Annotated in this window: 22 protein-coding genes; 17 read left to right on the forward strand and 5 right to left on the reverse strand. The window is 61.7% G+C overall.

What is annotated here, in order from left to right:
• From CRX69_RS20560 to CRX69_RS20590, 7 genes are all read left to right on the forward strand, one after another.
• The coding region (locus CRX69_RS20560; RefSeq protein ID WP_157952145.1) for an OprD family outer membrane porin at positions 1 to 432 on the forward strand (432 nt) is incomplete at its 5' end.
• Between the two features lie 190 nt (positions 433 to 622).
• Positions 623 to 1,444: an NAD-dependent epimerase/dehydratase family protein gene (locus CRX69_RS20565; protein ID WP_107322735.1), complete on the forward strand. Its 822-nt coding sequence runs from the start codon at positions 623 to 625 to the stop codon at positions 1,442 to 1,444.
• Between the two features lie 43 nt (positions 1,445 to 1,487).
• A complete protein-coding gene (locus CRX69_RS20570) occupies positions 1,488 to 2,393 on the forward strand; it encodes an SMP-30/gluconolactonase/LRE family protein (protein ID WP_047227598.1) in 906 nt (301 codons plus the stop codon).
• Positions 2,394 to 2,448: 55 nt separating this feature from the next.
• A complete protein-coding gene (locus CRX69_RS20575) occupies positions 2,449 to 3,426 on the forward strand; it encodes a TRAP transporter substrate-binding protein (RefSeq protein WP_047227599.1) in 978 nt (325 codons plus the stop codon).
• 73 nt (positions 3,427 to 3,499) lie between these two features.
• The gene (locus CRX69_RS20580) at positions 3,500 to 4,027 is read left to right on the forward strand and encodes a TRAP transporter small permease (protein WP_047227600.1); all 528 of its coding nucleotides are present in this window, start codon (positions 3,500 to 3,502) and stop codon (positions 4,025 to 4,027) included.
• Positions 4,027 to 5,307: a TRAP transporter large permease gene (locus tag CRX69_RS20585; protein WP_047227601.1), complete on the forward strand. Its 1,281-nt coding sequence runs from the start codon at positions 4,027 to 4,029 to the stop codon at positions 5,305 to 5,307. Before CRX69_RS20580 ends, CRX69_RS20585 begins: the two co-directional genes overlap by 1 nt.
• A 184-nt stretch (positions 5,308 to 5,491) precedes the next feature.
• Entirely contained in the window at positions 5,492 to 6,361 is an 870-nt protein-coding gene (locus CRX69_RS20590) for an aldose 1-epimerase (RefSeq protein WP_107322736.1), read from the forward strand.
• A 37-nt stretch (positions 6,362 to 6,398) separates the two neighbouring features.
• Here the strand turns inward: CRX69_RS20590 and bkdR are convergent, their stop codons facing one another.
• A complete protein-coding gene (gene bkdR / locus CRX69_RS20595) occupies positions 6,399 to 6,887 on the reverse strand; it encodes a Bkd operon transcriptional regulator BkdR (protein ID WP_047227603.1) in 489 nt (162 codons plus the stop codon).
• Between the two features lie 192 nt (positions 6,888 to 7,079).
• Here bkdR and CRX69_RS20600 point away from each other — a divergent pair, with 192 nt between their 5' ends.
• The 5 genes from CRX69_RS20600 to CRX69_RS20620 all read left to right on the forward strand — a co-directional run bounded on the left by CRX69_RS20600 (position 7,080) and on the right by CRX69_RS20620 (position 13,303).
• Positions 7,080 to 8,315 (forward strand): 3-methyl-2-oxobutanoate dehydrogenase (2-methylpropanoyl-transferring) subunit alpha, encoded by a 1,236-nt coding sequence (locus tag CRX69_RS20600; RefSeq protein WP_107322737.1) that lies wholly within the window; start codon positions 7,080 to 7,082, stop codon positions 8,313 to 8,315.
• A gap of 1 nt (position 8,316) precedes the next feature.
• Positions 8,317 to 9,375 carry an alpha-ketoacid dehydrogenase subunit beta gene (locus CRX69_RS20605; RefSeq protein WP_047227605.1) on the forward strand — a complete coding sequence of 353 codons (1,059 nt, stop codon included), beginning with the start codon at positions 8,317 to 8,319 and terminating at the stop codon, positions 9,373 to 9,375.
• Positions 9,376 to 10,638, forward strand: coding sequence for a dihydrolipoamide acetyltransferase family protein (locus CRX69_RS20610; protein ID WP_107322738.1), 1,263 nt, complete (start codon positions 9,376 to 9,378; stop codon positions 10,636 to 10,638).
• Positions 10,639 to 10,656: 18 nt separating this feature from the next.
• Entirely contained in the window at positions 10,657 to 12,039 is a 1,383-nt protein-coding gene (lpdA, locus tag CRX69_RS20615; RefSeq protein WP_076385298.1) for a dihydrolipoyl dehydrogenase, read from the forward strand.
• Between the two features lie 244 nt (positions 12,040 to 12,283).
• A complete protein-coding gene (locus tag CRX69_RS20620) occupies positions 12,284 to 13,303 on the forward strand; it encodes a branched-chain amino acid aminotransferase (protein WP_047227608.1) in 1,020 nt (339 codons plus the stop codon).
• 54 nt (positions 13,304 to 13,357) lie between these two features.
• Here the strand turns inward: CRX69_RS20620 and CRX69_RS20625 are convergent, their stop codons facing one another.
• On the reverse strand, positions 13,358 to 14,287 hold the full coding sequence (locus tag CRX69_RS20625) for a DMT family transporter (RefSeq protein ID WP_076385300.1): 930 nt from the start codon (positions 14,285 to 14,287) through the stop codon (positions 13,358 to 13,360).
• A 109-nt stretch (positions 14,288 to 14,396) separates the two neighbouring features.
• Between CRX69_RS20625 and CRX69_RS20630 the strand changes: the two genes are divergently transcribed.
• Positions 14,397 to 15,191, forward strand: a complete 795-nt coding sequence (locus tag CRX69_RS20630) for an AraC family transcriptional regulator (RefSeq protein WP_047227610.1) — start codon at positions 14,397 to 14,399, stop codon at positions 15,189 to 15,191.
• A 745-nt stretch (positions 15,192 to 15,936) separates the two neighbouring features.
• On the opposite strand, the gene CRX69_RS20635 is transcribed toward CRX69_RS20630, so the two are convergent.
• A complete protein-coding gene (locus CRX69_RS20635) occupies positions 15,937 to 16,692 on the reverse strand; it encodes an ArsR/SmtB family transcription factor (protein ID WP_107322739.1) in 756 nt (251 codons plus the stop codon).
• A 55-nt stretch (positions 16,693 to 16,747) separates the two neighbouring features.
• Positions 16,748 to 17,089 carry an FKBP-type peptidyl-prolyl cis-trans isomerase gene (locus tag CRX69_RS20640; protein ID WP_047227612.1) on the reverse strand — a complete coding sequence of 114 codons (342 nt, stop codon included), beginning with the start codon at positions 17,087 to 17,089 and terminating at the stop codon, positions 16,748 to 16,750.
• Positions 17,090 to 17,235: 146 nt separating this feature from the next.
• Here CRX69_RS20640 and CRX69_RS20645 point away from each other — a divergent pair, with 146 nt between their 5' ends.
• Both CRX69_RS20645 and CRX69_RS20650 read left to right on the forward strand, forming a co-directional pair.
• Positions 17,236 to 18,297: a M4 family metallopeptidase gene (locus CRX69_RS20645; RefSeq protein ID WP_047227613.1), complete on the forward strand. Its 1,062-nt coding sequence runs from the start codon at positions 17,236 to 17,238 to the stop codon at positions 18,295 to 18,297.
• Positions 18,297 to 18,629: a protealysin inhibitor emfourin gene (locus CRX69_RS20650; RefSeq protein ID WP_047227614.1), complete on the forward strand. Its 333-nt coding sequence runs from the start codon at positions 18,297 to 18,299 to the stop codon at positions 18,627 to 18,629. Before CRX69_RS20645 ends, CRX69_RS20650 begins: the two co-directional genes overlap by 1 nt.
• Here the strand turns inward: CRX69_RS20650 and CRX69_RS20655 are convergent.
• Positions 18,626 to 18,934, reverse strand: coding sequence for an RcnB family protein (locus tag CRX69_RS20655; protein WP_107322740.1), 309 nt, complete (start codon positions 18,932 to 18,934; stop codon positions 18,626 to 18,628). The two genes, CRX69_RS20650 and CRX69_RS20655, sit on opposite strands and share 4 nt — an antisense overlap.
• Positions 18,935 to 19,096: 162 nt before the next feature.
• Here CRX69_RS20655 and CRX69_RS20660 point away from each other — a divergent pair, with 162 nt between their 5' ends.
• Together CRX69_RS20660 and CRX69_RS20665 are read left to right on the forward strand one after the other, a co-directional pair.
• Complete coding sequence (locus CRX69_RS20660; RefSeq protein WP_047227616.1) at positions 19,097 to 19,720, forward strand: DJ-1/PfpI family protein; 624 nt, start codon at positions 19,097 to 19,099, stop codon at positions 19,718 to 19,720.
• Between the two features lie 146 nt (positions 19,721 to 19,866).
• Positions 19,867 to 20,970: a DNA alkylation repair protein gene (locus tag CRX69_RS20665; RefSeq protein ID WP_107322741.1), complete on the forward strand. Its 1,104-nt coding sequence runs from the start codon at positions 19,867 to 19,869 to the stop codon at positions 20,968 to 20,970.
• Positions 20,971 to 20,977 lie beyond the last annotated feature (7 nt).

The raw sequence follows: 20,977 nt of genomic DNA on the forward strand, positions 1-20,977 counted from the left end.
TTCGCCATGCTCTCGGCCAAATACGGTGGCAACACCTTCTACGTCGGCCTGCAAAAACTCAGCGGCGACGATGGCTGGATGCGCGTCAACGGCACCAGCGGCGGCACCCTGGCCAACGACAGCTACAACTCCAGCTACGACAACGCCCAGGAAAAATCCTGGCAAGTGCGCCATGACTTCAACTTCGCCGCCGTCGGCGTACCGGGCCTGACCCTGATGAACCGCTACATCAGCGGTGACAACGTGCACACCGGCACCATCACCGACGGTAAGGAATGGGGTCGCGAAAGCGAACTGGCCTACACCGTACAGAGCGGTGCGTTGAAGAGCCTCAATGTGAAATGGCGTAACGCGTCGATTCGTCGAGACTTCAGTAACAACGAGTTCGATGAAAACCGCTTGATCGTCAGCTACCCGATCTCGCTTCTTTAAGCCGGGATCGGTCGCCATGGCCGCTTTTCAAAAGGGCCATGGCGACGCGACAGCCAAAGGCAGGGACGCCGTTGTAGAGCGATTCGTCGATCAAACGTTGACAAGGTAGCGGTAGGATAAGGATATTCCCTCTCGGTCGTACGACAACTTATAACAACTGATACCTCTCACCGTTTGCTCAGGTAATTTCATGACTACGACACACATTCGCCACCCCTTCAATCGTCTGCTGCTGACCGGTGCTGCCGGCGGCCTGGGCAAAGTCTTGCGTGAACGCCTCAAGCCTTTCGCCCGCCACATTCGCCTGTCGGACATCGCCAACATGGCCCCGGCCATTGATGAAAGTGAAGAAGTGGTGCCGTGCGACCTGTCTGATAAACAGGCGGTGCATCAACTGGTGGAAGGCGTCGATGCCATTTTGCATTTCGGCGGTGTTTCGGTAGAGCGTCCGTTCGAAGAAATCCTCGGCGCCAACATCAGCGGCGTGTTCCACATCTATGAAGCCGCCCGCAAGCATGGCGTCAAGCGCGTGATCTTCGCCAGTTCCAACCACGTCATCGGTTTCTACAAGCAGGACGAGGTCCTCGACGCCCTATCCCCTCGCCGTCCGGATGGCTACTACGGCTTGTCCAAGTCCTACGGCGAAGACATGGCCAGTTTTTACTTCGATCGCTACGGCATCGAAACCGTGAGCATCCGCATCGGCTCGTCGTTCCCCGAGCCACAAAACCGCCGGATGATGAGCACCTGGCTGAGCTTCGACGATCTCACCCAACTGATCGAATGCTCGCTCTATACCCCGAAAGTCGGCCACACCGTGGTGTATGGCATGTCCGCCAACCGCGACGTCTGGTGGGACAACAGCCAGGCCGCGCACCTGGGCTACCAGCCCAAGGACAGCTCCGAAGTCTTCCGTGACAAGGTCGAAGCGCAGCCGATGCCAGCCGCCGATGACCCGGCCAGGGTCTACCAGGGTGGCGCCTTTGTCGCAGCCGGCCCGTTCGACGACTGATTCGCCTGTTTTTCATGGGATACGAACGAACCAAGGAATCGCCATGCAAGCCGAATTGATTGTCGATGCACGCAACGCCGTCGGTGAGAGCCCAGTGTGGGTTCCCGAGGAGAACGCCCTGTACTGGGTGGACATTCCCAGCGGTGGGTTGCAGTGCTGGAATGCCGGAACCGGACAGCTCAAAGGTTGGGAAACCCCCGAAATGCTCGCCTGCATCGCCCGTCACCAGGACGGGGGGTGGATCGCCGGCATGGAGAGCGGTTTCTTTCGCCTGCACCCCTTTGATGACGGCAGCCTGGACAGCGAATTGTGCGCCAGTGTCGAGCACGCCCGCACCGACATGCGCCTCAACGATGGCCGTTGCGACCGCCAGGGCCGCTTCTGGGCCGGCAGCATGGTGCTGAACATGGGGGCCAACGCCGACCAGGGGCGGATGTACCGCTTCGATGGCGGACAGCGCGGGCCGGTCGAGGCACAACTGAGCGGGTTCATCGTGCCCAATGGCCTGGGCTTCAGCCCGGATGGGCGCACGATGTACCTCTCCGACTCACATCCGTTGATCCAGCAGATCTGGGCTTTCGATTACGACATCGACAGCGGCACGCCCTCCAACCGACGGCTGTTCGTCGACATGATGCCCCTGGCCGGACGCCCGGACGGCGCGGCGGTGGACGCAGAAGGTTGCTATTGGATCTGCGCCAACGATGCCGGCCTTATCCATCGTTTCACCCCGGATGGCCGACTGGATCGCTCTTTGGCGGTGCCGGTGAAGAAACCGACGATGTGCGCCTTTGGCGGCAGCCGTCTGGACACCCTGTTCGTCACCTCGATCCGCCCTGGCGACGACACTGATCCGCAGTCCCTGGCCGGGGGCGTGTTTGCCCTCAACCCCGGCGTCAAGGGCCTTGCTGAAACGGCTTTCGGAGGATCGAAACACGCCGCCAACTGACCTGCATTGCCGCTTCATTCGATAGATATAAAAACAACAACACTGGAGATTGACCATGAATTTCAAACGCACGCTTCTGATCGCAGCCCTCCCCCTGGCCTTCCTTGCGCAAGCGGCACAGGCTCTTGAGATCAAGTTTGCCGATATCCACCCCGATGGCTATCCAACCGTGGAAGCGGAAAAAATCCTTGGCAAGACGCTGGTCGAGGAAAGCAAAGGCCAAAAAGACCCGTTCACCTTCAAGATGTATTCCGGCGGTGTGTTGGGCTCGGAAAAAGAAGTCATCGAGCAGCTTCAGGTCGGTGCCGTCCAGATGGCCCGCGTCAGCCTGGGCATCGTTGGGCCGGTGGTGCCGGACGTAAACGTCTTCAACATGCCATTCGTGTTCCGTGACCAGGCACACATGCGCAAGATCATCGACGGTGAAATCGGCCAGGAAATCCTCGACAAGATCACCAACTCCGAATTCAACCTGGTGGCCCTGGCCTGGATGGACGGCGGTACTCGCAACCTCTACACCAAGAAACCCGTGCACAAGCCCGAAGACATGCATGGCATGAAAATTCGTGTCATGGGCAACCCGATGTTCATCGAGACCCTCAACGCCATGGGCGGTAACGGGATTGCCATGGACACCGGTGAAATCTTCAGTGCTCTGCAGACCGGCGTGATCGACGGTGCGGAAAACAACCCGCCGACCATGCTCGAGCACAACCACTACCAGAACGCCAAGTACTACAGTTTGACCGGCCACCTGATCCTGCCGGAGCCGGTGGTGATGTCCAAGTTCACCTGGGAAAAACTCACCCCCGAGCAGCAAGCCCTGGTGAAAAAAGCGGCCAAACAATCCCAACTGGACGAGCGCGAATTGTGGGACAAGAAGACTGCCGCCAGTGAAGAGAAACTCAAGGCCGCGGGCGTTGAGTTCATCACCGTCGACAAGAAACCCTTCTATGACGCCACCGCACCGATCCGGGCCAAATACGGTGCACCGTACGCCGACCTGATCAAGCGTATCGAAGCCGTTCAGTAACACCTCTCAATCTGTACTTGAAAAGGCCAGGTGCGCCCGATGTCACGGGCGCGCCCGGTTACGGTGGAACCCGATGAAGAATTTGCTGCTGCGCATCAACGACAAGATTTACATGACTTGCATCTGGGTCGCCGGCCTCTCTGTCCTGGCAATTGCTCTGATGATTCCCTGGGGCGTGTTCGCCCGCTACGTGCTGGGTACCGGCTCAAGCTGGCCGGAACCCACCGCGATTTTGCTGATGATCGTGTTCACGTTCATCGGCGCCGCCGCCAGTTACCGCGCTGGTGCGCACATGGCCGTGGACATGCTCACCAACCGCCTGCCCCCTCACTTGAAAACCGCGGCATCGGTGTTTTCCCAACTGCTGATGGCGGTGATCTGCATCTTCATGATCAGCGGCGGCACCAAACTCTGCCTGTCCACCTGGAACCAGTACATGAGCGCCCTGCCCACACTGCGGGTCGGCATCACGTACATGCCCATACCGGTCGGTGGTTTTCTGACCCTGATTTTTGTCCTGGAAAAACTCTTGCTCGGTGATCAGAGCAAGCGCCGGGTCGTGCAGTTCGACCTGGTCGAAGAAAGTGAAGGTGCCGCTTAATGGACGCTCTGATTCTGCTGGGCAGTTTTTTCCTGTTGATCCTGATCGGCATGCCGGTCGCCTACGCCCTGGGTGCCGCTGCGCTGATCGGCGCGTGGTGGATCGATATTCCATTCCAGGCCGTGATGATCCAGGTCGCGGGCGGGGTGAATAAATTTTCGTTGCTGGCCATTCCGTTCTTCGTCCTGGCCGGTGCAATCATGGCCGAGGGTGGTATGTCTCGCCGGCTGGTGGCCTTCGCCGGTGTGCTGGTGGGTTTCGTGCGCGGCGGTCTGTCACTGGTCAACCTCATGGCCTCGACGTTCTTCGGTGCCATTTCCGGATCCTCAGTGGCCGACACCGCCTCGGTGGGTTCGGTACTGATCCCGGAGATGGAACGCCGCGGCTACCCGCGGGAGTTCTCCACCGCAGTGACCGTCAGTGGTTCGGTACAAGCCCTGCTGACCCCGCCCAGCCATAACGCGGTGCTGTACTCCCTGGCAGCCGGCGGTACGGTTTCCATCGGTGCGCTGTTCATGGCCGGCATCGTGCCGGGCCTGCTGATGAACGCCTGCCTGATGGTGCTGTGCCTGATCTTCGCGAAGAAGCGCAACTACCCCAAGGGCGAAGTGATTCCCCTCAAGCAGGCACTGAAAATCTGCCGGGAAGCCATGTGGGGCATGATGACCATGTTCATCATCCTCGGCGGCATCCTCTCGGGTGTTTTCACCGCCACCGAATCGGCCGCCATCGCTGTGCTCTGGGCATTCTTCGTGACCATGTGCATTTACCGCGACTACAAGTGGAGTGAGTTGCCGAAACTGATGCATCGCACGGTGCGTACCATCTCGATCGTGATGATCCTGATCGGCTTCGCCGCCAGCTTCGGCTACATCATGACGCTGATGCAGATCCCGGCGAAAATCACCACCCTGTTCCTGACCATCTCCGACAACCGCTACGTGATCCTGATGTGCATCAACGCGATGCTGCTGGTCCTGGGTACGGTGATGGACATGGCGCCGCTGATCCTGATCCTGACCCCGATCCTGATGCCGGTGATCATGGGCATCGGCGTGGACCCGGTGCAGTTCGGCATGATTATGCTGGTGAACCTGGGTATCGGGCTCATTACTCCGCCGGTGGGAGCAGTGCTGTTCGTCGGCTCCGCCATTGGCAAGGTCAGTATCGAAAGCACCGTCAAGGCCCTGCTGCCGTTCTACGGCGTGCTGTTTCTGGTGTTGCTGGCCGTGACCTACATTCCGGCGATCTCGCTGTGGTTGCCGCGTCTGGTGCTGTAACCCTATAAATGAGCAAGCCCCCTTGTGGCGAGGGAGCTTGCTCCCGCTGGACTGCGAAGCAGGCCCATAGGTTTTTGACTCCGGGCGTCTGCTGCGCAGCCGAGCGGGAGCAAGCTCCCTCGCCACAAAAGCATGCACACAAGAGTCGTCCCGAAGTTTTTTCCAACCCAGCAGACAAGCCAACATGACCCCGCCTCTTCTCCAACTCGAAGACGAACAGACTCGCCTGACCCTGGCCCCGCACCTGGGTGCCAGCCTGGTCAGTTGGACGTTGCGCGGCAGCGGCCAGCCGCTGTTGCGCCCGCCCGCGCCCCAGGCCGTGGAAAACGGCCTGCCCGGCAAGCTCGGCTGTTTCCCGCTGATCCCATGGTCGAACCGGATCGCCAACGCAGGTTTCGACTGTCCGGGCGGCTGGCTCGCCCTGGAAGCCAACAGCCCCAACGACCCGTTCCCGATCCATGGCAGCGCCTGGCAACAACCGTGGCAAGTGATAGAGCAAAGCGCCCAGGAAGCCTTGTTGCAACTCGACAGCCAACATCCATTCGCCTATTGCGCCAGCCTGCGGATTCGCTTGAGCGGCGGTCAGTTACAGATCGCGATGCACGTCACCCACCTGGCCGAACAGGCCGCGTGGCACGGGCTGGGTTTGCACCCGTACTTCCCGCGCACTGCTGGCACACGCCTGCAAACCCGTGCGACCGAAGTCTGGATGTGCGATGAGAAAAAACTGCCAACCACGTTGGGCAGCGTTCCTCGAATCTGGGACTTCCAACAACCCCGCTTGCTGCCGGACACACTGGTGGACAACGGCTTTGGCGGCTGGGACGGGCATTGCCTGATCCAGCAACCGGACCTGGGTTATGAGCTGGAATGCCGAGCCAGCGGCAGCGAATACTTCCTGCTGTACTGTCCCGTGGGCCTGGATTTCTTTTGCATCGAGCCGGTCAGCCATCCGGTCAATGCCCACCACCTGCCAGGGCGGCCAGGGTTGCGCTTGCTGGAGCAAGGGCAGTCAGTGACGCTGGGGTTTTCGATGCAGTGTCGACTCCTGTAACCCCTCCAGACAGGTTTCTCTCCCGCTCGGCTGGGCGTCAGGTCCCCAAGGTCAAACCGTTGGCCGGCAAAGGCAGCGCCGTTTTATATCGAACCTGCTTGAGCGCAAAGCTCGAACGGATATTCGCCACCCCCGGGACCTTGGTCAGAAAGTCCATCATGAAGCGCTCCAGCGACTGGATCGACGGCACCAACACGCGGATCAGGTAATCCGGGTCGCCTGCCATCAGGTAGCACTCCATCACCTCCGGTCGGTCGGAGATCGCCTCTTCGAAGTGCTGCAACGCCTCCTCCACTTGTTTTTCCAGGCTCACGTGGATGAACACGTTGACATGCAGGCCCAGCAGATCGGCATCCAGCAGCGTGACTTGCTCGCGTATCACCCCCAGCTCCTCCATGGCCCGGACCCGGTTGAAGCAAGGCGTGGGCGATAGATTGACCGACCGGGCAAGCTCGGCGTTGGTGATGCGGGCGTTTTCCTGAAGGCTGTTCAGAATGCCGATGTCGGTGCGATCCAATTTACGCATGAGACAAATAATCCTGTTTTTTATCGTTGTGCAGATTTTTTATCTGCAAATGATCTGAACAGCAACCCAACAGAGAAAAATATTCTTCTGCGTCGAGCCTATGATTGTTGTAGGACAATTTTCCTTACCCGGGAAAGTTCGTCAGCTAGCGCGCCCACTACAAGAAATTCACAAGATCGAGCGTAGAAAGCCATGAACCCAGCGTATGAACCGCTACGCCTGCACGTCCCCGAACCCTCGGGCCGTCCCGGCTGCCAGACCGACTTCTCCTACCTGCATCTGAGCGATGCCGGCACGGTGCGCAAACCCTCCATCGACGTTGAACCGTCCGACACGGCCGACCTGGCCCGCGGGCTGATTCGCGTGCTCGATGACCAGGGCAATGCCCACGGCCCATGGGCCGAAGACGTGCCTCTCGAGATCCTGCGCAAAGGCATGCGCGCCATGCTCAAGACGCGCATCTACGACAACCGCATGGTGGTCGCCCAGCGCCAGAAAAAAATGTCGTTCTACATGCAGAGCCTCGGCGAGGAAGCCATCGGCAGCGGCCAGGCCCTGGCGCTGAACATCGATGACATGTGCTTCCCCACCTATCGCCAGCAAAGCATCCTGATGGCCCGCGAGGTGCCGTTGGTGGGCATGATCTGCCAACTGCTGTCCAACGAGCGCGATCCGCTCAAGGGCCGGCAGTTGCCGATCATGTACTCGGTCAAGGACGCCGGTTTTTTCACCATCTCCGGCAACCTCGCCACGCAATTCATCCAAGGCGTGGGCTGGGGCATGGCCTCGGCGATCAAGGGCGACACCAAGATCGCCTCGGCCTGGATCGGTGACGGCGCCACCGCCGAATCGGACTTTCACACCGCCCTGACCTTCGCCCACGTCTACCGGGCGCCAGTGATCCTCAACGTGGTCAACAACCAGTGGGCGATCTCCACCTTCCAGGCCATTGCCGGCGGTGAAGCCACCACCTTCGCCGGACGCGGCGTCGGCTGCGGCATCGCTTCGCTGCGGGTGGATGGCAACGACTTCATGGCGGTCTACGCCGCTTCGCGCTGGGCCGCCGAACGCGCCCGCCGCAACCTCGGCCCGGCGCTGATCGAATGGGTGACCTACCGCGCCGGCCCGCATTCCACTTCCGATGATCCGTCCAAATACCGTCCCGCCGACGACTGGAGCCACTTCCCGCTGGGCGACCCGATTGCGCGCCTCAAGCAGCATCTGGTGAAAATCGGCCACTGGTCCGAAGAGGAACATGCCGCCGTCAGCGCCGAACTCGAAGCCGAGGTGATCGCCGCGCAGAAGGAAGCCGAGCAGTACGGCACCCTTGCTGGCGGGCAGATCCCAAGCGCCGCGACCATGTTCGAAGACGTCTACAAAGAGATGCCGGAGCACTTGAAGCGCCAGCGTCAGGAGTTGGGGATCTGACATGAACGATCACAACAACAATATCCAGCTGGACACCGCCATGACCACTACCACCATGACCATGATCCAGGCCCTGCGCTCGGCCATGGACGTGATGCTCGAGCGCGACGACAACGTCGTGGTGTTCGGCCAGGACGTGGGCTACTTCGGCGGCGTGTTCCGCTGCACCGAAGGCCTGCAGAATAAATACGGCACCTCGCGGGTGTTCGACGCGCCGATTTCCGAGAGCGGTATCGTCGGCGTGGCCGTGGGCATGGGCGCCTACGGGTTGCGGCCGGTGGCCGAGATCCAGTTCGCCGACTACGTCTACCCGGCCTCGGACCAGATCATTTCCGAAGCGGCGCGCCTGCGCTATCGCTCGGCCGGCGAGTTCACCGCGCCGATGACCCTGCGCATGCCCTGCGGCGGCGGCATCTATGGCGGCCAGACCCACAGCCAGAGCATCGAAGCGATGTTCACCCAGGTTTGCGGCTTGCGCACCGTCATGCCGTCGAACCCTTACGACGCCAAAGGCCTGCTGATCGCCTCCATCGAAAACGATGACCCGGTGATTTTCCTCGAACCCAAGCGCCTGTATAACGGCCCGTTCGACGGCCACCACGACCGCCCGGTAACCCCATGGTCGAAACATCCGTCGGCGCAGGTGCCGGACGGCTACTACACAGTGCCGCTGGATGTCGCCGCCATCACCCGCCCGGGCAAGGACGTGACCATCCTCACCTACGGCACCACGGTGTATGTGTCCCAGGCCGCCGCCGAAGAAACCGGCATCGACGCCGAAGTCATCGACCTGCGCAGCCTCTGGCCGCTGGACCTTGAGACCATCGTCAAATCCGTGAAAAAAACTGGCCGCTGTGTGGTCGTCCACGAAGCCACCCGCACCTGCGGTTTCGGCGCCGAGCTGGTGTCGTTGGTGCAAGAACACTGCTTCCACCACCTGGAAGCGCCCATCGAGCGTGTCACCGGTTGGGACACCCCCTACCCGCACGCGCAGGAATGGGCGTATTTCCCAGGGCCGTCCCGTGTGGGCGCGGCGTTGAAACGGGTCATGGAGGTCTGAATGGGCACGCACGTTATCAAGATGCCGGACATTGGCGAAGGCATCGCCGAAGTTGAACTGTCGGTGTGGCACGTCAAGGTTGGCGACATGGTGGTCGAAGACCAGGTGCTGGCCGATGTCATGACCGACAAGGCGATGGTGGACATTCCCTCGCCAGTACACGGTCGGGTGATCGCCCTGGGTGGCGAGCCCGGCGAAGTCATGGCGGTGGGCAGCGAACTGATCCGCATTGAAGTCGAAGGTGCCGGCAACCTCAAGGAGTCGGCGCAACCCGCCGTCGCGGCGCCAGCGCCGAAACCCGCGCCGGTGGCAACGCCTGAGCCGACGATAGAACAACCCGCTGCTGCGCCACGCCCCGCGCCGCAAGCGCCGGTGGCCCGCGATCCGGACGAGCGGCCGCTGGCCTCCCCGGCCGTGCGCAAACATGCGCTGGACCTGGGCATTCAGTTGCGTCTGGTCCAGGGCAGTGGCCCGGCCGGGCGTATCCTGCATGAAGACCTCGAGGCCTATCTGGCTCAGGGTCCAGCGACCCAGGCCAAAGGCAGCTCGGGTTATGCCGAACGCCACGACGAACAGCAGATCCCGGTGATCGGCATGCGCCGCAAGATCGCCCAGCGCATGCAGGAAGCGACCCAGCGCGCCGCGCATTTCAGCTACGTTGAGGAAATCGACGTCACTGCCCTGGAAGAACTGCGGGTGCATTTGAATGAAAAGCACGGTGCCCATCGCGGCAAGCTGACCTTGCTGCCATTCCTGGTCCGCGCCTTGGTCGTAGCCTTGCGGGACTTCCCGCAAATGAACGCCCGTTATGACGACGAGGCCCAGGTCATCCACCGTTCGGGCGCTGTGCATGTCGGCGTCGCCACCCAGAGCGATGTGGGCCTGATGGTGCCGGTGGTGCGTCACGCCGAAGCCCGTAGCTTGTGGGACAGCGCGGCAGAAATCTCGCGTCTGGCAACGGCGGCCCGCAATGGCAAAGCCAGCCGCGATGAGCTGTCCGGCTCGACCATCACCCTGACCAGCCTCGGTGCGTTGGGCGGCATCGTCAGCACCCCAGTGCTGAACCTGCCGGAAGTGGCGATCGTCGGCGTGAACAAGATTGTCGAACGACCCATGGTGATCAAAGGCCAGATCGTGATCCGCAAGATGATGAACCTCTCCAGTTCCTTCGATCACCGAGTGGTCGACGGCATGGACGCGGCGCAATTCATCCAGGCCCTGCGCGGCCTGCTCGAACAGCCCGCCACGCTGTTTGTGGACTAATCATCAATGGAGCAGGCCATGCAAACTTTGAACACCACGCTGCTGATCATCGGCGGCGGCCCCGGCGGCTATGTGGCGGCGATTCGCGCCGGCCAGTTGGGCATCCCGACCATTCTGGTGGAAGGCCAGGCGTTGGGCGGAACTTGCCTGAACATCGGCTGCATCCCGTCCAAGGCGTTGATTCACGTCGCCGAGCAGTTCCATCAGACACGGCACCACAGCCAGGGCTCGGCCCTGGGTATCACGGTGTCGGCGCCAAGCCTGGACATCGGCAAGAGCGTGGAATGGAAGGACGGCATCGTCGATCGGCTGACCACCGGCGTCGCGACCCTGCTGAAAAAGCACAAGGTCCAGGTCATTCACGGCTGGGCCAACGTCGTCGATGGCAAAACCGTTGACGTCGGCGACACGCGCATCCAGTGCGAACACCTGCTGCTGGCCACCGGATCGAAAAGCGTCGAGCTGCCGATGCTGCCGATTGGCGGGCCGATCATTTCCTCCACCGAAGCCCTCGCCCCGACCTCGGTGCCCAAGCACCTGGTGGTGGTGGGCGGTGGCTACATCGGCCTGGAGCTGGGCATCGCCTACCGCAAGCTCGGCGCCGAGGTCAGCGTGGTCGAGGCCCAGGAGCGGATTCTGCCGGCCTACGACGGCGAACTGACCCAACCGGTGCACGAGGCGCTCAAGCAGTTGGGCGTGATGCTGTACCTCAAGCACAGCGTCGAAGGTTTCGATGCCCAGGCCAGCACGTTGCAAGTGCGCGATCCCGCTGGCGAGACGCTGAACCTGGAGACCGACCGGGTGCTGGTGGCCGTTGGTCGCAAACCTAACACCCAGGGCTGGAACCTCGAAGCGTTGGACTTGGCGATGAACGGTTCGGCGGTGAAAATCGACAACCGTTGCCAGACCAGCATGCGCAATGTCTGGGCCATCGGCGACCTGAGCGGCGAACCGATGCTCGCCCACCGGGCCATGGCCCAGGGCGAAATGGTTGCCGAGCTGATAGCGGGTCAGCATCGCGAGTTCAACCCGACGGCCATCGCAGCGGTGTGCTTCACCGATCCGGAACTGGTGGTGGTCGGCAAAACGCCGGACGAGGCCAAAGCCGCCGGGCTCGACTGCATCGTTTCCAGCTTCCCGTTCGCCGCCAATGGCCGGGCCATGACCCTGGAATCGAAAAGTGGCTTCGTGCGGGTCGTGGCACGGCGGGACAATCACCTGATCGTCGGTTGGCAAGCGGTTGGCGTTGGTGTGTCGGAGCTGTCCACCGCGTTCGGCCAGTCCCTGGAAATGGGCGCTCGCCTGGAAGACATCGCCGGCACCATCCACGCCCACCCGACGCTGGGCGAGGCGGTGCAGGAAGCGGCGTTGCGAGCGTTGGGGCATGCGTTGCATCTGTAACAGTTGTGGGTGAATAACCTTGTGGCGAGGGGATTTATCCCCGCTGGGTTGCGCAGCAACCCCAAAACCTGTCACCGCCGGGCGTCAGATATCTGAGCTAATGGGGCTGCTTCGCAGCCCAGCGGGGATAAATCCCCTCGCCACAGGCTGCGAAACAGCCCCGGAATGAAGTATTGTTGTCCCCATCCAAAAAACGTCAGAAGCCTTGAACCGTTTCGACGGTTGTTAAGAAATAGAGGGTGTCATGGGTAACGAGAGCATCAATTGGGACAAACTGGGCTTTGACTACATCAAGACCGACAAGCGCTACCTGTCGCACTGGCGCGATGGCGCCTGGGACGCCGGCACCCTGACCGACGACAACGTGCTGCACATCAGCGAGGGCTCCACCGCCCTGCACTACGGTCAGCAGTGTTTCGAAGGCCTGAAGGCCTATCGCTGCAAGGACGGTTCGATCAACCTGTTCCGCCCTGACCAGAACGCCGCCCGCATGCAGCGCAGCTGCGCGCGCCTGCTGATGCCGCAAGTCGAGACCGAGCAGTTCGTCGAAGCCTGCAAGCAAGTGGTCCGCGCCAACGAGCGCTTCATCCCGCCTTATGGCACTGGCGGCGCGCTGTACCTGCGCCCGTTCGTGATCGGCGTGGGTGACAACATCGGCGTGCGCACCGCCCCCGAGTTCATCTTCTCGATCTTCTGCATCCCGGTCGGCGCCTACTTCAAGGGCGGCCTGACCCCGCACAACTTCCTGATCTCCAGCTACGACCGTGCCGCCCCACAAGGCACTGGAGCGGCCAAGGTCGGTGGCAACTACGCCGCCAGCCTGATGCCCGGCTCCCAGGCCAAGAAGGCCAGTTTCGCCGACTGCATCTACCTGGACCCGATGACCCACTCGAAAATCGAGGAAGTCGGCTCGGCGAACTTCTTCGGCATCACCCATGACAACAAATTCGTCACCCCCAAATCCCCTTCGGTCCTGCCGGGCATCACCCGCCTGTCGCTGATCGAACTGGCCAAATCGCGCCTGGGCCTGGAAGTGATCGAAGGCGACGTGTTCATCGACAAACTGTCGGACTTCAAGGAAGCCGGCGCCTGCGGTACCGCTGCGGTCATCACTCCGATTGGCGGCATCAGCTACAAGGACAAGCTGCACGTGTTCCACAGCGAAACCGAAGTCGGCCCGATCACCCAGAAGCTCTACAAAGAGCTGACCGGCGTGCAGACCGGCGACGTGGAAGCGCCGGCTGGCTGGATCGTCAAGGTCTAAGCAGCGCTCATGTGGCGAGGGAGCTTGCTCCGTCGCCACATGGGTTTGTCTCCCTTACTCCCGCCGCAAAACCAGCCATCGCCCCCAACGCTGGCGAAACCATCCGTAACCGCTGACCAGCAGAATCCCACTCAATACCAAAGCCGCGCCAACGATGAAGTTCGGCTCCAGCGGTTCATCCAATAACCAGACACCAAAACCGATGCCAAACAGCGGCGTCATGAACGACAGCACCCCCAACTGCGAAGCCAGGTAGCGGCGCAGCAGGGAAAACCAGATCAGAAAACTGGCGAAAGACACCAGCAACACTTGAAAGGCCAGGCTGGCCAGCAGTTGCGGTGTGGGGTTGATCGACGTTTGCCCCAGCACCACCGACATCCCTACCAGCAGCACCCCGGCGCCGACCAATTGGTACAACAACGTCTGGCTGGCGGGCAGGTTCGTCAAGCGTGAACAACGCACTGTCACCGTCGTAGCCCCCCAGAGCGCACCGGCCAGCAGCCCCATTCCATCACCCAGTAACGAACTGCCGTTCGCCGCCCCCGTCCCTCCGCTGAACGCCACAACAATACCGCCGAATGCCACGGCGATACCCAGCCATTGCAGAGGTTTTAGACGTTCGCTCGGCAGTTTCCAGTGCAGGCCCAGAGCGGCGAACATCGGCGCGGTGTAGAGGAAAATCACCATGTGCGAAGCCGTCGTATGGCGTAGGCCTTCACCCACCATCACGAACTCCAGGGCAAACAACAGCCCCACCAACAGGCCGGGACGCCAACTGCCATCGGCCAGGGACAGGCGTTCACCGCGCGCCAGCACCAACAGCCAGACCAGTACCGCAGCGATGGCCGAGCGCACGCCCAGTTGCAGCATCGGCGCCATGTCGGCGGCGCTGGCCTTGATCGCGACTTGCTGGAAACCCCAGATGGCACAGAGGCCCGTCATCAGGGCACTGACCTGGCCATCCAGGGCGCGGCGGGTGGTCATGGGAAAGGTCCTTGGGCAGAAATGGATGAAAGGATTGTCTGCCTGACACCTTTGCTGGATATAGTGATTACCCGACAAGCCATCCCGGTAATCCGCCATTACGGTCGATATGCAGCCTCCAGCTCAACATCTGAAGATTCCTCCGTTCGACGCGGCCCTGCCCTCGCCGATTTTCTTTCGCAGCGCCTGCATGCCGGCCCACGCCACTTACCCTCGGCACCGGCATGCCTGGGGAGAGTTCGTCTACTCCTACAGTGGGGTGATGGAAATCGAGATCGCCCAGCACCATTACCTGGCACCACCGCAGTACGGCATCTGGTTACCGCCGGACATGGAACACGTTGGGTTCAATCGGCATGAAGCATGTCATTGTTCGTTGTACCTGGCGGCCGAACTGTGCGCTGCGCTGCCGGCCGTACCTTGCGCGCTGACCTTGAGCCCGCTGATCCGCGCGTTGCTGGAAGAGCTGCGCAGCGACCCGCCGAGCCAACCTCAGACGCCCGAGCAGCAGCGCTTGTTGCAGGTGCTGGTGGACAAGCTGATCCAGGCGCCCCATGCCGGCAGTTACTTGCCCTCCTCGGATGATCCACTGCTGGGCCCCGTGTTGCGGACCCTTGAGGCGAATCCCAGCGACCCACGCTCCTTGCCGCAACTGGCCCGCGCCGCCAACACCACCGAACGCACACTGATGCGCCGGGCCCAGCGGGACCTGGGCATGTCACTGGTGGAATGGCGCCAGCGCCTGAAGGTCATCGAGGCCCTGGCCCTGCTCGAACGTGGCCAGAGCGTGGAAACCATCGGCCTGGACCTGGGCTACAGCAGCGCCTCGGCGTTCATCAGCATGTTTCGCAAAATGATGGGCACCACGCCGGATGAGTATCGGCGCAGGCACATGGCTGGATAATGAGGGTGGTTCGGGAATGGCTATCGCGAGCAGGCTCGCTCCCACAGGGCTTGTCGGTGGCCATCGATCATGTGTTCAGCGCAGGTCCACTGTGGGAGCGCGCTTGCTCGCGATGGCGGTGGATCAGCTTGCATGGATGTTGGATATGAAGGCCCCTTCGCGGGCAAGCCCGCTCCCACAGGGTTTGTCGGTGGCCATCGATCATGTGTTCAGCGCAATTCCACTGTGGGAGCGAGCCTGCTCGCGATGGCGGTGGATCAGCTTGCATGGATGTTGGATGTGAAGGCCCCTTCGCGGGCAAGCCCGCTCCCACAGGGTCTGTCGTTGGCCATCAATCATGCGTTCAGCGCAATTCCACTGTGGGAGCGAGCTTGCTCGCGATGGCGGTGGATCAGCTTGCATGGATGTTGGATGTGAAGGCCCCTTCGCGGGCAAGCCCGCTCCCACAGGGTTTGTCGGTGGCCATCAATCATGTGTTCAGCGCAGGTCCACTGTGGGAGTGGGCTTGCTCGCGAAGGCGGTGGACCAGCTTGCATGGATGCTGGATGTGAAGGCCCCTTCGCGGGCAAGCCCGCTCCCACAGGGTTTGTCGGTGGCCATCAATCATGTGTTCAGCGCAGTTCCACTGTGGGAGCGAGCCTGCTCGCGATGGCGGTGGATCAGCTTGCATGGATGCTGGATGTGAAGGCCCCTTCGCGGGCAAGCCCGCTCCCACAGGGTCTGTCGTTGGCCATCAATCATGCGTTCAGCGCAATTCCACTGTGGGAGCGAGCCTGCTCGCGATGGCGCCAGCAGGTCCGACATCCATCTCGACATCGACACCCAATCGCGCCGCCATTTCCTTGCCCCCACTGGCCGTCAACCCCAGCGCCCGGCTATCCAGGTCCTGAATCACCCATTTGCGCTTGATCGCCACTTGCAGCAACGCCGCGCCCAAGGCGCCCCCCAGGTGCGGACGGCGCATGCTCCAGTCCAGGCATGGACAGGCAAATCGGCGTCGCTGACCGGCAAGCGCCTGGACATCAATGCCCAGCCCTTGGAACAGCGCTTCGCCGGAGTCACTCAGGCGATACCCTTTGCCTTCCACATCCACCAGCCATCCAGCCTCAAGCATCCGATCATGCATGCGCACCGCCAGCGTGCCGGCCATGTGGTCGTAGCAGGTGCGGGCGAATTGCAGGCGATCCGGGGCGCGCGCGGTGAAGGTCGGGGCGGCGTTCTGGCCGATCACCATCAACGCTTCCAGCGCCTGGGCAACCCGCTTATCCGCCAGGCTGTAATAGCGATGTCGGCCCTGGACGTACAAACGCACCAAGGCCAGTTCCTTGAGCTTCGCCAAATGGCTGCTGGCGGTAGAGGCACTGACATCGGCGATGCTCGCCAACTCCGTGCTGGTTCGGGCATGGCCGTCCATCAACGCGCACAGCATTCGGGTGCGGGCCGGTTCGGCAATGGCCGCGGCGACCTGGGACACCCCAAGGTCATGTTGCTCTGCATTCATATTTCGCCCCCCGACGAATCGAGCCATGGCAGGACTTCAGATAGTAGCAACACTTTCAATCGTCGCGGGTCAGCACTTCCAGCAGCTCGATTTCGAAAATCAGATTGGCGCCCGGCTTGATGTGAGCGCCCATGGACCGTTCGCCATAGGCCAGATTCGCCGGCACCCACAGCTTGCGTTTGCCGCCGACCTTCATGCCCATCAGGCCGACGTCCCAGCCCTTGATCACCCGACCGGTGCCAATCACGCACTGAAAAGGTTTGCCTCGACTGTAGGACGAATCGAATTCGGTGCCGTCTTCCAGCGTGCCACGGTATTGGGTGGTGATCAGCGCGCCTTTGACTACGCTTTTGCCGTCGCCCTGCTCCAGGTCGATGATTTGCAGTTCTTCGTTCATGGGCTACTCCCGTGTGGTTCAGGCGCGGGTTTTCGCAGAAATCCGCGTGGCTGGCAAACTTTTGTGTATTGGGTGCACAAGGGAACCGCAGCAGTCGCTTCGGTTCACATGGGTATCGACCCTGTATTTCAGATAAGGATGTTCTGATGATCGACTTTCGCCCGCTCCACGGCTTCATTCCTCCCTATATCCTCAACCGAATCATCGCCCACGGTTCCGAACATCAACGCTCCAGCGCCCTCGGCACCCTGACCCACGTACGCAATCTGCGGCACAACCCCGGTCCGCCGCACACCCCGCCCGCCGCCGCAGCGCTGCCCAGGCCCGGCAAGCCAGGCCAACCCCAGCGCAGCGTGCATGACGCACAAAACACCATGGAACTGCCCGGCCAGCCGGTACGCCTCGAAGGCCAGGCAGCCACTGGCGACCCGGCCGTGGACGAGGCCTACGATGCCCTGGGAGCCACCTACGATTTTTTCTGGAAAGTGCTGGGGCGCGACTCCATCGACAACAAAGGCTTCGCCCTGGTGGGTAGCGTGCATTACGGCCAGGACTACGAAAACGCCTTCTGGAACGGCGCGCAGATGGTGTTCGGCGACGGCGATGGGGAAATCTTCCAGCGTTTCACCCGCTCCCTCGACGTGGTGGCCCACGAGTTGGCCCATGGCGTGACCGAAAGCGAAGCCGGATTGATCTACGCCAACCAGTCTGGGGCGTTGAACGAGTCCATGTCCGATGTATTCGGGGTGCTGGTCAAGCAGTTCGTCCTCGAACAGACCGCCGACCAGGCCGACTGGCTGATCGGCGCCGACCTGCTCACTGACAAGATCAACGGTGACGGCCTGCGCAGCATGTCCAACCCCGGCACGGCCTACGATGACCCGCTGTTGGGCAAGGACCCGCAACCGGCGCACATGCGTGAATTCGTCATCACCCGCGAGGACAACGGCGGCGTGCACATCAATTCCGGCATTCCCAACCGCGCCTTCTATCTGGCGGCCACCACGCTGGGCGGATTTGCCTGGGAAAAGGCCGGCCGGATCTGGTATGAAACCTTGTGCGACAGAAGACTGGCCAACGACGCCTCCTTCAGCGACTTCGCGCGCTTGACCGTCGAGCACGCCCGCCAGCGCTTTGGCATCCGGGAAGTGCAAGCGGTGCAGAACGGCTGGGCTCAGGTTGGCGTCGATTTAACCGAGGAGCACTGATGAAACCCCTTCCAAACCTCGATGATCACGCCGTGGTGCGGCTTTCCCGCCAGGGCGGCGTGGCGGCGATGCCCGGCTTGACTCGCCCTCGGGAAATCGATTTCGCCCAGTGCGATCTCGACCAGCGCACGCGTATCTGTTCGGTACTGGAAGGGTGTCTGCCGCTGGACTCGGCGGCACCGGGGCGCGGCGACCAGCGTTTTTTCCGGATCGAGGTGCGCTATCGCGCCAACGACCAGGACGACGAAATGGTGCTGCAGGTGCCTGAAGACCAGGCACCCGGCGAGCTGGTTCGCCTGTGGGACAAAGGCGAAGTGAGCTCAAAGGACTAGCGTGTGGCGGGGGTGATTTTCAGGATCCGGCCGGAGGCAATCACCACCATCACGTATTTGTCATGGATCTGCACCCATTGCGCGCCTTCTTCGGGTGCTTCGAGCCCCTTCTCCTTCCAGTTTTTAATGGCCTTGTCCGAGCGCTGATATTCAGAAGGCGTCCGGTCGGCCTCCACCAACCGGCGACCATTGTTGGGTGAATGTTCCACCGCATCTCCGGTGGCCTCGACCGCTTGCGCCACAGGGCCAAGGGCTCCGAGACCGGCGATCAGGACCAGGCTGGCGATCAGGGTAGGCTTGCGCATAAAAACTCCAGTGATTTCGAGAATACTGAAATCTCCGACTTCAACGGCGGCGAATCATTCCTTTTACTGTAGCGACGAATCCGTCGCCGACTGTACGGGGCGGTGATGCCGACAACCGGCGTAGGCTGGCAAAAAAGCCATTTATAAAAACCGGGGCTCGCCATGCACATCGCCATTCTGACCTTCGACGGCTTCAACGAACTGGACTCACTGATTGCCTACGGCATGCTCAGCCGTATTTCCCTGATCGGCGATAAGGAGTGGCGCGTGAGCATCGCTTCACCTACCCCGCGCGTCACGTCCATGAATGGTTTGACCATCGACGCCCAGATCGACCTGGAGCAGGCCTGCAAGGCCGACGCCGTGTTGTTTGGCAGCGGCATGAAGACCCGGGAAGTGGCCGACAACCCGGCCATCATGAGCCGGCTGCGCCTGGACCCGACGCGCCAGTTGCTCGGTTCCCAATGCTCCGGCACATTCCTGCTGGCACGCCTGGGGCTGCTCGGCCAGGCACCGGCCTGCACCGACACCACCAGTAAACCATGGGTCGTGGCGGCGGGTGTCAACGTGGTCAACCAGGCGTTCCACGCCAATGGCAATATCGCCACCGCCGGTGGCTGTTTCTCCGCCCAGTACCTGTCGGCCTGGGTGCTGGCGCGGCTCAAGGGCCTGGAGACCGCGCGGGAAGTGCTGCATTACTTTGCCCCGGTGGGCGAGAAAGAGGCCTATGTGGAACGGGGGTTGGGGCATATCCGCCAGTATGTGAGTGAAGTGGCGCAAGTCTGAGGCGATGCCCCTGTGGCGAGGGAGCTTGCTCCCGCTGGACTGTTGCGCAGCCCGACGGGAGCAAGCTCCCTCGCCACGGGCCGGACTACACATTGGCAGCCACATCCCCTATAAAGTCCAACACACCTCACCGCACGGACCCCGCCATGAGCACCGCCACCACCTCATCCCCTGCCCTCAAGGAAATCTTCAACGCCACACGCCTTGAGCACATCGCCAGTGAAATGAGCGCGGTGTATCCGGCTTTCGATAGCCGGGCGTTCCTGGACATGGCCAATGACGGGCTGAGCGAGTTGTCGGTGATGCAACGCATGGCGCGAGTCAGTGAGTGCCTACATGCGGTACTGCCCTTGGAGTACGAGGCGTCGCTGGATGTGCTGCGGGACCTGGCGCCCCGACTCAACAGCATGTTTGTCAGTATGTTCCTGCCCCACTACGTGGCGTCCTACGGCCGGCACAGCTTCGACCTGTCCCTGGATGCGCTCAAGTATTTCACCCGGTTCGGCTCTTCGGAGTTCGCCGTGCGGCATTTCCTGCGCGATGACCTGGCGCGCACCCTCAAGGCCATGCACGACTGGGCGCACGACCCCAACGAACACGTACGTCGCCTGGCCAGTGAAGGCAGTCGACCGCGCTTGCCCTGGTCGTTCCACCTGGAGCCGATCCAGGCCAACCCCGACCTCGCCGCCGCGATCCTTGAGGCCCTCAAGGCCGACAACAGTCTGTATGTACGCAAGTCCGTGGCCAACCATCTCAACGACATCACCAAGCAGCACCCTGATTGGGTGCTGGACCGGATCGAAGGCTGGCCCCTGCAAGATCGCCATACCGCATGGATCGCCCGCCATGCTTTGCGCAGCCTGATCAAACAAGGCAATTCGCGGGCACTGGCGGTTATCGGCGTCGGCGGCAAGGCGCACATCCAGGTGCTGGACTTACAGGTCACGCCGGCGGTGATTCGTCTCGGCGAACCGATTACCTTGTCGTTCAAGGTGCAATCAACCCTCGAGCAGAACCAGCGCCTGGTGATCGACTATGCCATCGACTACGTGAAAGCCTCGGGCGGCAACTCGGCCAAAGTCTTCAAGCTCAAGACCTTCGACCTGCCTGCCCTTGAGTGCGTCAGCCTCAGCCGTTCCCAGCATATTCGCGAACTGACCACCCGCCGACACTACGCGGGCCGGCATGCGGTGCATCTGCTGGTCAATGGCGAACGGCTGGGCAGCACGGCGTTCGACATCGTTCCCTGAGCGGCCG

It is taken from the genome of Pseudomonas rhizophila (assembly GCF_003033885.1).
GTDB lineage: Bacteria > Pseudomonadota > Gammaproteobacteria > Pseudomonadales > Pseudomonadaceae > Aquipseudomonas > Aquipseudomonas rhizophila.